The organism is Nocardia sp. CA-119907 (assembly GCF_050955995.1).
Lineage (GTDB): Bacteria > Actinomycetota > Actinomycetes > Mycobacteriales > Mycobacteriaceae > Nocardia.
Window position 1 is genome coordinate 2,709,291 of sequence record NZ_CP192091.1, and the last position, 12,083, is coordinate 2,721,373.

At 64.9% G+C, this 12,083-nt stretch carries 12 protein-coding genes and 6 tRNA genes; 4 read left to right on the forward strand and 14 right to left on the reverse strand.

Going from position 1 to position 12,083, the window contains the following annotated elements; translation table 11 throughout:
* Positions 1–54: 54 nt before the first annotated feature.
* The 3 genes from ACQP2D_RS12165 to ACQP2D_RS12175 all read left to right on the forward strand — a co-directional run bounded on the left by ACQP2D_RS12165 (position 55) and on the right by ACQP2D_RS12175 (position 5,016).
* Positions 55–441 (forward strand): DoxX family protein, encoded by a 387-nt coding sequence (locus ACQP2D_RS12165; RefSeq protein ID WP_433683810.1) that lies wholly within the window; start codon positions 55–57, stop codon positions 439–441.
* Positions 442–663: 222 nt separating this feature from the next.
* Complete coding sequence (locus tag ACQP2D_RS12170) at positions 664–3,249, forward strand: DNA translocase FtsK (protein WP_433683811.1); 2,586 nt, start codon at positions 664–666, stop codon at positions 3,247–3,249.
* A 72-nt stretch (positions 3,250–3,321) separates the two neighbouring features.
* The gene (locus tag ACQP2D_RS12175) at positions 3,322–5,016 is read left to right on the forward strand and encodes a carbamoyltransferase N-terminal domain-containing protein (protein ID WP_433683812.1); all 1,695 of its coding nucleotides are present in this window, start codon (positions 3,322–3,324) and stop codon (positions 5,014–5,016) included.
* Between the two features lie 294 nt (positions 5,017–5,310).
* Here the strand turns inward: ACQP2D_RS12175 and ACQP2D_RS12180 are convergent, their stop codons facing one another.
* The 11 genes from ACQP2D_RS12180 to ACQP2D_RS12230 form a co-directional block, all read right to left on the reverse strand.
* Complete coding sequence (locus ACQP2D_RS12180) at positions 5,311–5,670, reverse strand: hypothetical protein (RefSeq protein ID WP_433683813.1); 360 nt, start codon at positions 5,668–5,670, stop codon at positions 5,311–5,313.
* A gap of 166 nt (positions 5,671–5,836) precedes the next feature.
* Positions 5,837–6,421, reverse strand: coding sequence for a hypothetical protein (locus ACQP2D_RS12185; RefSeq protein WP_433683814.1), 585 nt, complete (start codon positions 6,419–6,421; stop codon positions 5,837–5,839).
* 9 nt (positions 6,422–6,430) lie between these two features.
* Complete coding sequence (locus ACQP2D_RS12190) at positions 6,431–7,387, reverse strand: NAD-dependent epimerase/dehydratase family protein (protein WP_433683815.1); 957 nt, start codon at positions 7,385–7,387, stop codon at positions 6,431–6,433.
* Between the two features lie 123 nt (positions 7,388–7,510).
* A tRNA-Gln gene (locus ACQP2D_RS12195) sits at positions 7,511–7,581 on the reverse strand.
* A gap of 28 nt (positions 7,582–7,609) precedes the next feature.
* A tRNA-Gly gene (locus ACQP2D_RS12200) sits at positions 7,610–7,680 on the reverse strand.
* Between the two features lie 4 nt (positions 7,681–7,684).
* Positions 7,685–7,757: transfer RNA gene (locus ACQP2D_RS12205), tRNA-Arg, on the reverse strand.
* A gap of 25 nt (positions 7,758–7,782) precedes the next feature.
* Positions 7,783–7,856, reverse strand: a tRNA-Leu gene (locus ACQP2D_RS12210).
* Positions 7,857–7,863: 7 nt separating this feature from the next.
* Positions 7,864–7,940 (reverse strand) — tRNA-Arg (locus ACQP2D_RS12215).
* 81 nt (positions 7,941–8,021) lie between these two features.
* Positions 8,022–8,094, reverse strand: a tRNA-Trp gene (locus ACQP2D_RS12220).
* Positions 8,095–8,172: 78 nt separating this feature from the next.
* On the reverse strand, positions 8,173–8,319 hold the full coding sequence (locus tag ACQP2D_RS12225; protein ID WP_433683816.1) for a hypothetical protein: 147 nt from the start codon (positions 8,317–8,319) through the stop codon (positions 8,173–8,175).
* 85 nt (positions 8,320–8,404) lie between these two features.
* Positions 8,405–9,244, reverse strand: a complete 840-nt coding sequence (locus tag ACQP2D_RS12230) for a class I SAM-dependent methyltransferase (protein ID WP_433683817.1) — start codon at positions 9,242–9,244, stop codon at positions 8,405–8,407.
* 132 nt (positions 9,245–9,376) lie between these two features.
* Here ACQP2D_RS12230 and ACQP2D_RS12235 point away from each other — a divergent pair, with 132 nt between their 5' ends.
* Positions 9,377–10,381, forward strand: a complete 1,005-nt coding sequence (locus tag ACQP2D_RS12235; protein WP_433683818.1) for a TerC family protein — start codon at positions 9,377–9,379, stop codon at positions 10,379–10,381.
* Here the strand turns inward: ACQP2D_RS12235 and ACQP2D_RS12240 are convergent.
* From ACQP2D_RS12240 to ACQP2D_RS12250, 3 genes are all read right to left on the reverse strand, one after another.
* Entirely contained in the window at positions 10,378–10,932 is a 555-nt protein-coding gene (locus ACQP2D_RS12240) for a hypothetical protein (RefSeq protein ID WP_433683819.1), read from the reverse strand. The two genes, ACQP2D_RS12235 and ACQP2D_RS12240, sit on opposite strands and share 4 nt — an antisense overlap.
* 116 nt (positions 10,933–11,048) lie before the next feature.
* A complete protein-coding gene (locus tag ACQP2D_RS12245) occupies positions 11,049–11,333 on the reverse strand; it encodes a YciI family protein (protein WP_433683820.1) in 285 nt (94 codons plus the stop codon).
* 16 nt (positions 11,334–11,349) lie between these two features.
* On the reverse strand, positions 11,350–11,916 hold the full coding sequence (locus tag ACQP2D_RS12250; RefSeq protein ID WP_433683821.1) for an amino-acid N-acetyltransferase: 567 nt from the start codon (positions 11,914–11,916) through the stop codon (positions 11,350–11,352).
* Positions 11,917–12,083 lie beyond the last annotated feature (167 nt).

The following is a 12,083-nucleotide window of genomic DNA, read 5'->3' on the forward strand; positions in this document are numbered from 1 at the left end:
AATCCCGCCGCCTCCAGGTGGTTTCGATACTCAGTGCACGACAGGGCCCCCGCGATGCAGCCGGCGGCGCGAGTCGGTCAGAGCGGCCGCTGTTTCGAATTGTCAAGCAGCACAGGAGCTTTAACCACTATCGAACGGTGTGGTTCATGGCCGCGTGGGTGCCAACGCGCGGCTACCGGCTACCCCGAACGTGATGATCGAGTAGGAGGGCCGGGAGTCGTGGAGGTCGCGGGCGGTTTCGCCCTGATGGTGCCACGGCTCAGTGTCCTGGCTGCCGCGGGTCTGTCGGTTCTCACCGTGCTCGCCGCTGGGACGCAGGCTTTCATCGCCGACAAGCCCGCGATGGGGATTTTCCCCCTGGTGCTCGCCGCGATCTTCGCCTGGATCGCCCACGAGCGCCGCGCCACGATCACCGACCTGCGCAACTCGCTCTCGCGATGACAAATCCGTACCTACGACCGGTGATCGGTGGCAGATGCGTTCAGGGAGCACACGGGTAACTCGTCGGGCACGCTCAAAAGCCGCCTAGCACTTCATTCTCGGCCCGGTTCGGGGCTTCAGCGGCACTTACGACCGGCAAAATACTCGGCGTGGCGGATCGGTGACCTGCGATACGCGTGTGGTTGATGGTCTGGATGGGGCGTTTGCGGCTAGCCTGAGGCTATGGCAGGTAAGTCCCGCAGCTCCACGACCACTCGTGCGCGGGCGGGATCGGCCCGGGGGAGGACCGCGGCATCTCGTTCGGGCCAGGCTCGCTCCGTTGGTCAACGCCGGTCGCCCGTGCCGCGCACCCGCACCACCCCGGCGCGCCGCCCGGTCCGGCGCAAGTCCGATACCGCACCGCTCGCGGTGCTCGGCCGCGGCATCAGCAGCGGCTGGAATATGCTCGCGCGCGGACTCGGCGCCACCACCCGGGCGGTGAGCCGGGCGGGCGAAATCGAACACGGCCATCGTCGCGATGGCATCGCATTGGCCCTCATCGCGCTCAGCGCGGTGATCGCGGCCGCGGTGTGGCTGTCGGCGGGCGGGCCGATCGGGCACTGGGTCGAAGCGGCGATTCGCGCGGTCTCCGGATCGGCATCGGCCGGACTGCCGTTCGTGGCCACCGGCATCGCCATCATCCTGATGCGGACCGAGGCGAATCCGGAGATCCGGCCGCGGCTCGTACTCGGCGGATTGCTGATCGGGTTGCCGATCCTGGGATTGTGGCATATCGCGGCCGGGGCGCCGACCGATGCGCACGGTCGTTCCCGCGCAGCGGGTTTCGTCGGTTTCGCGGTGGGCGGGCCGCTCACCACTGGACTCACCGCTTGGCTGTCGGTACCGATTCTCTTGCTGGCCATCGTCTTCGGGTTGCTGCTGGTGACCGGAACCACCGTGCGCGAGGTACCGCAGCGACTGCGTGAGTATTTCGGCACCGGCAGCGGCGGCGACGAATACGGTGACTTCGACGGCGAAGCCGATTTCGATCCGGCCAACTACGACGCCGACGGATTCCCGCTGCATCGGAATACGAAGTCCAAGCGGCGCGGCCGCACACCGGAGGAGAATTACCCGCCCGATGAATTCGGCGGCTCGGATGCGGTCACCGAGGCCATCGGCGAGCCGCCGCTGCGCGATGCGAAACCGATCGCGGTGGCGGAGGTCCCCGAGGAGAAGCCCAAGCCGAAGAAGCGCGCCCCGGCCAAGGTCGAGGACCAGACGCCGCCACCACCGAAGCAATTGGAGTTCGTCACCGACCGCGAGGTCGAAGGCGATTACACGCTGCCGCCGCTGACCCTGCTGACCGACGGCGAGCCACCCAAGAAGCGCAGTGCCGCCAATGAATCGATGATCGAGGCGATCACCGAGGTGCTGGTGCAGTTCAAGATCGACGCGGCGGTCACCGGCTTCGTGCGCGGTCCGACGGTGACCCGCTACGAGGTGGAACTCGGCCCGGGTGTGAAGGTCGAGAAGATCACCGCGCTGGCCCGCAATATCGCCTATGCTGTTGCCACCGAGAATGTTCGGCTGCTCGCCCCGATTCCGGGTAAATCCGCCGTCGGCATCGAGGTGCCCAATGCCGATCGGGAACTGGTGCGCCTGGCCGATGTGCTGAAGGCGCCCGCGACCCGAAATGACCACCACCCTTTGGTGATCGGCCTCGGCAAGAATATCGAGGGCGATTTCGTCTCGGCGAATCTGGCCAAGATGCCGCACCTGCTGGTCGCCGGTTCCACCGGTTCCGGTAAGTCGAGCTTCGTGAACTCGATGCTGGTATCGCTGCTCGCGCGGTCGACCCCGGACGAGGTCCGGATGATCCTCATCGACCCGAAGATGGTGGAACTCACACCGTACGAGGGCATTCCGCACCTCATTACGCCCATCATCACCCAGCCCAAGAAGGCCGCCGCCGCGCTGGCCTGGCTGGTCGAGGAGATGGAGCAGCGTTACCAGGATATGCAGGCCAATAAGGTGCGCCACATCGACGACTTCAACAAGAAGGTCAAGTCGGGTGCGATCACCGCGCCGCTGGGCAGCGAGCGCGTGTACCGGCCCTACCCGTACATCCTCGCCATCGTCGACGAACTCGCGGACCTGATGATGACCGCACCGCGCGATGTCGAGGACGCGATTGTGCGCATCACCCAGAAGGCCCGCGCCGCGGGCATTCACCTGGTGCTCGCGACGCAGCGGCCCTCGGTGGACGTGGTCACGGGTCTGATCAAGACCAATGTGCCGTCCCGATTGGCCTTCGCCACTTCGTCATTGACGGATTCGCGCGTCATCCTGGACCAGCCGGGCGCCGAGAAGTTGATCGGTATGGGTGATGGTCTGTTCCTGCCGATGGGTGCGAATAAGCCCACCCGCCTGCAGGGCGCGTTCATCTCCGATGAGGAGATCCACGCGGTCGTCGACTTCAGCAAGAACCAGGCCGAACCCGAGTACCAGGAGGGCGTCACCGCCGCCAAGGCGGGCGAGAAGAAGGACGTCGATCCCGATATCGGCGATGACCTCGAGGTCTTCGTTCAGGCCGTGGAGCTGGTCGTGACTTCACAATTCGGCTCGACCTCGATGCTGCAGCGCAAGCTGCGCGTCGGCTTCGCCAAGGCGGGCCGCCTGATGGACCTGATGGAAACCCGGGGCGTTGTCGGCCCGAGTGAGGGTTCCAAGGCGCGCGATGTGCTCATCAAGCCCGACGAGCTCGAGGGTCTGCTGTGGACGATCCGCGGCGGCGGTGCCGAGGAGCCGGAGAGTCCGGAGGCGTAGCGCCGAAAATGCTTCGGCGACAACTATTCTCACCGCCGGTGGGCCGCTGTGGCGTCGCTACACTGGCCCGACATGGTGATCTGCGGAATCAAGGTGTCGCACGATGGCGGTGTCGCGGTTGTCGAGGACGACCGGCTGGTGTTCAGCATCGAGATGGAGAAGCTCGGCAATGGACTCCGGTACAGCACGCTGGGTGATCTCGACCGGGTCGCCGAGATTCTGCGGTCGGAGGGGCTGGAGCCGGCCGAGGTCGACCGGTTCGTCGTCGACGGCTGGTTCGCGAATGGTGAAGTGCCGGATACTGATTCGACAGAGCCCACCACTATTGCGACGCTAGCGGGTGGCCGTCCGATCGAGCTGGCGGTGGCTCCGTATCAGGATCGGCCCGGGCGCACGGCGCCGATCGCGCGTCACCGCTTTCACGGTCACGGATTCGGTTCCGCCGCCGCGGAGTACGTCAGCTATCACCATGTCGACCAGCACATTCTGAGTGGCTACTGCACAAGTCCGTTCGCGGCGCGCGGGGAGGATGCGCTCGTGCTGGTCTGGGACGGCGGCACGGCCGCACGGGTCTACCATGTCTCAGCGGCGGCCCGAACCGTCCGCGCGGTGGCCACCGTGCTGCCGATCGTCGGCAATATCTTCACCTTCTTCAGTTCGCACTTCGAGCCGTTCATCCCGAAAACCGAAGGTCTGTCCCGGGATCAGATCCTGCGGCAGCACTTGGCCATTCCGGGGAAGGCCATGGCCTACGCCGGGCTGGGCACCGTCGCGGAGTCGGCGTACCCGGTGTTCGATCAAATCCTTGCGGCGCAACCGAACCCGTCGCAGGATGCGGCACGTTTGGTCGGTGCGAAGGTATCGGCGAATCGGGACGAGCTCTTTCCCGGGTTGTCCGATGCCGATCTCATCGCCACCTTCCAGGCGTATCTGGGGGATCGGTTGGCACGGGCGCTGAGTTCGCTGGTGCATCAGGACCCTTCGCTGCCATCGAAGCTGGTGGTGACCGGCGGCTGCGCCTTGAACATCAAGTGGAACTCATTGCTGCGTACGCAGGGCATCGTCGAGGAGATCTGGATTCCGCCCTTTCCCAACGACTCCGGCGCCGCGATCGGCGCCGCATGCTGTGAAATGTTCCGGTACGGCCGGAGTCCGGCATTGCGGTGGGATGTGTACTCCGGTCCGCGGGTCGGTGTCAGCGGGGTGCCGGCGAACTGGCGCAGACAGCGCTGCGATGAGCAGGGAGTCGCGCGCTTGCTGCACCGGGTGGGCGAGCCGGTGGTGGTGCTGTCGGGTCGGGCCGAGCTCGGACCGCGGGCGCTGGGCAACCGCAGCATTCTGGCTCCCGCGACGGATGCGGCGATGAAAGACCGGCTCAACGACATCAAGAACCGCGCGCACTACCGACCGGTGGCGCCGGTCTGCCTGACCGCGCGTGCGGCGGAGGTCTTTCAGCCCGGCGGCAGCGATCCGTACATGCTCTTCGAACACCGCACCCGCCCCGAGTGGACCGACCGTATTCCGGCGGTGCTGCATGTCGACGGGACGGCGCGGCTGCAGACCATCGATGAATCGGCCAACCGTGCCACCGCTCGGATCCTGGCCGGATACGAGGCCATCAGCGGCGTACCGGTGTTGTGCAATACCAGCGCGAATTTCGAAGGCCGAGGGTTCTTTCCGGACGTGGCCTCCGCGGCACGGTGGGGTGGCACCCGCTACATCTGGTCCGAGGGATACCTCTTCACCGATCAGTCCGCCACTGCCTGACGCGCACGGCCCGGCCGGATACTCCGGCCGGGCCGCGCCGTTGCTGGGTCAGCAATGGTTGTTCGAAGGAACCTGCGGGATGTCGATCTGTGCCTGCGATGCGAACATCGCGGAGATCATATTCAGCAGTGCGTCCACGAGCTACCTCCTTTCCGTCGTCATCGACGGGCCGCGCCTCGCGTGGGTCAGCAGACCCTCGTAGGGACTGGAATATCCAGATGTCCCTGCGTCGCGAATAGTGCGGCAACCATGTTCAGGAATGCGTCCACGGTTTACCTCCGCTCGGTCCGGTGCCTACTTCTTGTCGAGATCGACCAATTTGCAGACACACAGCGTCACGGTGTGCGCGAGGATGCCGCCGAAGTAGCTCTTGCAGAACTCCGCGTAGCCGACGGGGTCGCACTGATGCGCATGCCAGGCCGAATCGACCTCGAGGTCATCGGGCAGGTAGTTGCCCTGCATACCGCTGGCGCGGAAGCGCTCCAGCGACCGCTGGTAGCGGGTGACCCGGTCATCGATCTGCTCTTCGGTCAACGCGGTGGAACCGGGCCAGAACAGGTGGCCCCAGCGCAGATTCTCTTTCAGGTGAGTGGTATCGAATTCCGCAGGGGGGACTTCGGTTTCGGTCGACGCCGACGCGGTGGTAGTCGTCATAGCCTGGTTCCTCGATTCGTTGAGAACTCACCATGTCGGCCAACAAGGCTCCAGAAGTGCTGGAGGCCTTAGAGTTTCGACAGTCGCTCAGGCAGTGTCAACGATCACATCTCCCCAAGATTGGGAGTTGTTGCCAATGAAACTAGTTGCGCTGCAAGATCTTTGCCTAATGTTGCAAGAGATCCGAAGGGAAGTCGTAATGCGTTGGCACCACCGGGCTCATCGATCGGGTACCGACGACCAGTGCGATTTCGTCATACGGGGCGAAACGATACGAGGCGGGATCGCCGGGAAATCGGACCCCGTTGACGTAGAGATGCACCGCTTCGAAGGGAGTCAAGTGGATCGGGCCGACCTGGTCGGCGGTCAGCGGCTGACCCCACTCGGTACAGAACTGCCCGAGCGTGAACGGGATATCCTCGGCCGACTCGAGGTGCACGATCCCGGTTGCATCGTGGGTATGCATCGGGGAGCCCAGCCTGCGGGCGTCATCGATGCCGATCAGGGCCGGGACGACGACCGGCTGTCCGTAAACGATGACATCGAGATGGGCATGGTAGTGGTAGGTCGTCGACATCTTGTCCAGCAGCGGCAGACCGGCGGCGTGTACGGCGGCGGCGGTGTCGGTCGGCAGATCCCATGTCGGTTGCAGCAACGCCGAACCCGAGGGTGGCGCGGCCATTGCGGTGGCGCCGAAGGCACTCGCGAGGGCGCCCAGCGTTGCGGTGAGAAGTGAAGAGGCAATTCGCATTTCACGAAACTATGCACAACCGGGCGAGGGTCGGAGCTGACTCTTCCCATCGGTGGCGGCGCCGACGTGAACTGCCCAGGCGTCGGTGATGATGGTGTCGATATCGGACGACGTCGGCGACCAGCCCAATTCGGCACGCGCACGACTGCTGTCGCTGATGAGCCGCTGCGGTTCCGGTGCCGCGGCACGGTATTCGACGGGGATGTGGCGTCCGGTCACCCGCGCGGCCGCGCCGACGAGGTCGTTGACGCTGGTGCCGACACCGGTGCCGATGTTGTAGCGACGGTGCCGACCCGGCCGGGGGAGTCCGGTCACGGCGGCGTCGAAGGCGCGCGCGGCGTCGTCGCGATGCAGGTAATCGCGGACCGCCGTGCCATCGCCATTGACGATCAGCGTCGAATCCGCGCTGGCGGCGACGGCGAGAATCCGCGAGACGATCCGCGTGTCATCCGGATCGGGGCCACCAGCAATGTTGAACAGCCGCAACACTGTTGCGTCGAGTCGACCGGTCGCGGCCTGTGCGGCGATCACCGATTCGGCGGTTTGCTTACTCGCCGCGTACGGGTGCGGCGGATCGTCGATCAGATCCTCCGACATGGGCTGCCGCTGCGGTGTCCCGTAGATCGCCGCGGTGGACGCGAATACGAGCCGTTGCACCCCGGCCGCCGCCATGGCCCGCAGCAGTGTCACGGTTCCCGCCACGTTCACTGCGAAGTAGTCGAGCGGCTCGGCAAACGATTCGCGAACACGTGTGAGCCCGGCGAGATGGCAGACCAGATCGACCTCGCGCAGCGCCGTGCCGAGGGTGTCCTGGTCGCACAGGTCGGCCGGTTGGACCGGAATCCCCTCCGGGACGCGTGAGCGTTCGCGATGCACCAGCCCGACGACGTCGTGTCCGCTGGTGCACAGGGTCGCCGCGACCGCGCTGCCGAGGTAGCCGTTGGCTCCGGTGACGAGTATCCGCACGGGACCATCGAACCAGCCCGACGCAAGCGCCGGTGCGGTGGTAGCTCATCGTGGAGTCGAACCACGCGGCAGGGCCTTATGAGAGCCCCGGGGCGAACCTGCATGAGCCGGGATAGGAATGGGCTGGAGTGCCAGGATTCGAACCTGAACCCACGGAATCAAAGTCCGCCATGCTGCCGTTACACCACACTCCACCGATCCCGGCGAGCGCCGGGAAATCAGTTGGAGTGCCAGGATTCGAACCTGGGTCGACAGGGCGGGAGCCCATCATGTTGCTGTTACACCACACTCCATCAGCGCGCTCGGAAGGATTCGAACCTTCATCCGCCTGCTCCGTAAACAGGTGCTCCATCCGTTGAGCTACGAGCGCTGGTCCGGGTATGTGACCCGGATCGTTCCCTCGGCGAGATTCGAACTCGCATCAACCGGATCCTAAGTCCGGTGCCTCTGCCAATTGGGCTACGAGGGAATGGTTTTGGTACCCGTGGGTGGAATCGAACCACCGACCTGCGCCGTCGGAGGACGCTGCTCTGGTCCGCTGAGCTACACGGGCTCGAAACCGGTCTACGGCAGGGTTATTCAGATCTCGCATTACGAAAAGCGCACTGCCGTATATTCGCTGTGAAGTTATCTGCACGGATGGAGGGACTCGAACCCCCAGCCGACGATTTTGGAGATCGTTGCTCTTCCAGTTGAGCTACATCCGCTGGACAAGAAAAGGGGCCGCTCCGTGGCGACTATTTCGCCGGGAGCGGCCCCTGCTCAGGCCTTCTCGAATCGAGACCTCAGGGGCGGCTCCGGGTACTCGCCTGCCGCAGCTGCGACATCAGCGGCCAGGTCAGGCGCAGCTGCGACGTCGACAGCCGGGCGCCCGCACGCAACTGCCAGGCACCGGCGAGGGAGCGTAGTCCCTGGTCCTGAGTGCTGGTCATTGCGTTTGCCTTTCGTGGTCCCGATTACGGGGTGCGATTACGTTCTGGATAACGCTAACACCGACAGCCGCGATGAGGAACCCATTTATTCCCCACCGGCGAGTTGTCGGCGTGCTTGCACGGTGTATGTGAGCGGCAGCCGTTCCGGATGCTCGGTCAGCCGCCACTCGCCATTCGCATCCCGGGTCATCTGGCCGGGCAATGCTTCCCAGGGAACGCTGCGGTGCTCCACCAGTCCGGTGATGGTCAGGCCGTGGTGGAGTAGTGCGGTTACCACTTCGCCGAGTCCGTGGTTCCACTCGTGGGTCATGATGTGGCTGAATTCGGTGTCGGTCTCGACATAAGTCGTTCCGTCCGAAAACACCATGGGTTCGGGCATTTCGAAGTATGGATAGCCGACAGTCGGTCGGTCGGTCCGGGTTTCGTCGATGGCCCACAGCATCGGATGGCCCTCGCGCAGAAACAGCCGCCCGCCGGGTCGCAGCAGGTCCGCGACGGTTCGCGCCCAGCGATCGATACTCGGAATCCAGCACAGCGCGCCGATCCCGGTGAATACCAGATCGAATTGTGCTGTGCCGAGTATGGATACCGCGTCGTACACATCCGATTCGACGAAATTGACAGGGGTCCCGGTCTTTTCGGCCAGTAGCCGAGCCTGAGCGAGTGACACTGGGGAGAAGTCCAGTCCGGTCATCCGCGCCCCAAGCCGCGCCAGGGAGATGGTGTCGGTGCCGATGTGGCATTGCAGGTGCACGCCGCGCAGCCCGCGGATATCGCCGAGTAGCGGCAGATCGAACCGGACCACCTCGCTGAGGTAGACCGGATCCGCGACGAATCGGGCCACGGCGTAGTCCGGCGATGCGGCATGCGCGGGCGCGCGCTCGTCCCAGTTCGCCTTGTTCAGGATGCGGTAGTCGTCGGTCATGCCCGCGACGGTGGCACGGTGGCCGCCCGATCCGCATGTGAAATTATGGTCAGCAACTATCCGGCTAGCCAGAAGAACGGACAAATCGGGCATGATTGCTGTCATGACACACCTTGCCGCCCCGGAGCCCGCATGCACGTAACCGCACTCGAGTGGACGCTGACCATCGCAGTGATCCTCGGCCTGTTCGTCTTCGACTTCTTCGCCCACGTTCGCACGCCACACGATCCGACCTTCAAGGAATCCGGCACCTGGTCGGCGATCTACATCGGCCTCGCCCTGGCATTCGGCGGATTTGTCGCCTGGCGGTGGAATTCGACCTTCGCGGGGGAGTACTACGCGGGCTTCGTGACCGAGAAGGCGCTCTCGGTCGACAACCTGTTCATCTTCCTCATCATCATGTCGACCTTCGCGGTGCCGCGGATCTACCAGCAGAAGGTGCTGCTCATCGGCATCGTGCTGGCGCTGGTCATGCGCGGGGCGTTCATCGCCGTCGGCGCGGCCGCGATCAGCGCGTTCAGTTGGGTGTTCTATCTGTTCGGACTGTTCCTGGTCTACACGGCCGTCAAACTGCTGCGCGAGAGTGGACACGAGGTCGAGCAGGAGGAGAAGCGCGACAGCCGGATCGTGGCGCTGGCCAAACGCGTGCTCCCGACCACCGACGAATACGACGGCGACAAGCTCGTCGCCCGGATCGACGGGCGACGCGTGGTGACCCCACTGTTGTTGGCACTCTTGGCGATCGGCTTCGCGGATCTGCTGTTCGCGCTGGACTCCATCCCCGCGATCTATGGTCTCACCGAGCAGCCCTATATCGTCTTCACCGCGAATGCCTTCGCGCTCATGGGATTACGGCAGCTGTTCTTCCTGATCGGCGGCCTGCTGGACCGGCTGGTCTACCTGTCCTACGGACTGTCGGCGATCCTGGCGTTCATCGGCGTCAAACTGGTGCTGCACGCATTGCACGAGAACACCTTGCCTTTCATCAATGGCGGTGAGCACGTCAAGGTACCGGAGATTTCGACACCGGTCTCGCTGGGTGTCATTCTCGGCATTCTGCTCATCGCGACGGTGGCGAGCCTGCTCAAAACCCGTGGTGCGGCGGCCCGAACGGCCGCGAGTCGGATCGGCGACTAGAACAGCCGGTGGTAGTCGGGCGCGATCTCGAAACCGTGTCCGTTCGCTTCGTTGCGGCAGGTCACCCCGGCGGGCTGGGCCAGGCAGGTGAATCCGTACACACTCAGGCTCGACCCGACCGGCAGCACCGGTCCGCCGCTGGCCTTCGCGCCCGCCATCGGCGGTCCGTCGAAGAAGCCCCGGTTCACGCAGAGATATCCGGCGCTATCGCCGACGGCGAGGACGGCCGCGCTCGGGTCGCTACTCCAACACTCCTGCATCTCCCGCGGGGCTGGGCCCGTCACACCCTGGCAGCCCACCGATCGTCTCGGCTGTCCGAACGGCTCATCGAGTAGGCCGCAGGCGATGGCGCGGTCGGCGGTTCGGAAGTAGTAGCCGTCATCGGCGCGGTACTCCCGTTCGTCGGCCATACCGGGGTGCGACACGGGGTGACCAGCGACCACGGGCTTTACCGGCTCGCTGGACTGCGCGCCAAGGTCGGGCCATGAGCATGCGGTCAGTGAGAGGGCCGCAGCCGACATCGACGCGAAAATCGCGGCGGATATGCGCATACGGGGGAGTCTGCGGCCCCGGGGGCGGGTTCGCCGACAACCCGCACCGGTGTGTCGCCAAAAGTTTGCTGACTACTGGGTGTCGAACCGTGACACGCGGCGGTCAGCCGGCTTCGTCAGGAAGCGAAGGTGCCCATCACCGGCAGCCACTCCACCGCGCGCACCGCCTCGATCAGGTTCTCGCGCGCGAACGGATCCTGCGGCAGCAGTTCCTCGAGCGTCGCCTCGTCCGTGACCTGGAACAGCAGCAGTGCGCCGGATCCGTCCGGGTAGGGGCCGCTGGTCAGTAGCGAACCCGCCTCCACCAGGCCGGTCAGCCAGGCCCGGTGTTCGGGCCGGAAGGTGTCGCGGGCCTCGATGCTGGCATCGGAGTAGGTGTAGTGCACGGCGAAAATGGGCACGATCGGTCCGTTCTGATCAGAGGTTGAGCAGCATCCGAGTATTGCCGAGGGTGTTCGGCTTCACATAACTGAGATCGAGGAATTCCGCGACACCGGGATCGAAGGTCCGGCACATCTCCGCATACACCTCGGCGGTCACCGGCGTGCCGTCGATCTCGACGAATCCGTGCCTGCCGAAGAACTCCACCTCGAAGGTGAGCACGAACAGCCGCCCCAACTCGAGTTCTCTGGCCACCGCGACCAGCCGCTCCACGATCAGCCGTCCGACTCCGTGCCCCTTGACATCGGGATGCACCGCGACGGTGCGGACCTCGCCGAGATCGGCCCAGAGCACATGCAGCGCACCACAGCCGACCACCCGGCCATCGAGTTCGACCACCCAGAATTCCTGTACCGCCTCGTACAGCGTGACCAGGTTCTTTTCCAGCAGGATCCGACCGGCGTAGACATCGACCAGGCTCTTGATCTGGGGCACATCGGAGGTTCGGGCGCGTCGCACGATCGGGCCAGATTTGTTCGCGGCAGGTGCCGCGCCCGGATACGCGTCGCTAGTCGAACCACCTAGTGGTCCCCGAGAGGTCATGGGGTGCACAGTAGTCCGCCCGGTTACCGATACTCTGAACGTGTGCCGCACATCCACCCGCTCCGCTCACCGCATCGCTTCGGCATGCGTTCCGGCGGCGTCGCGGGGGGTATTGTCCCGGTCGGGGCGGGGGCCATTCGGGAGCGTAGCGAGCGAATCATGTCACA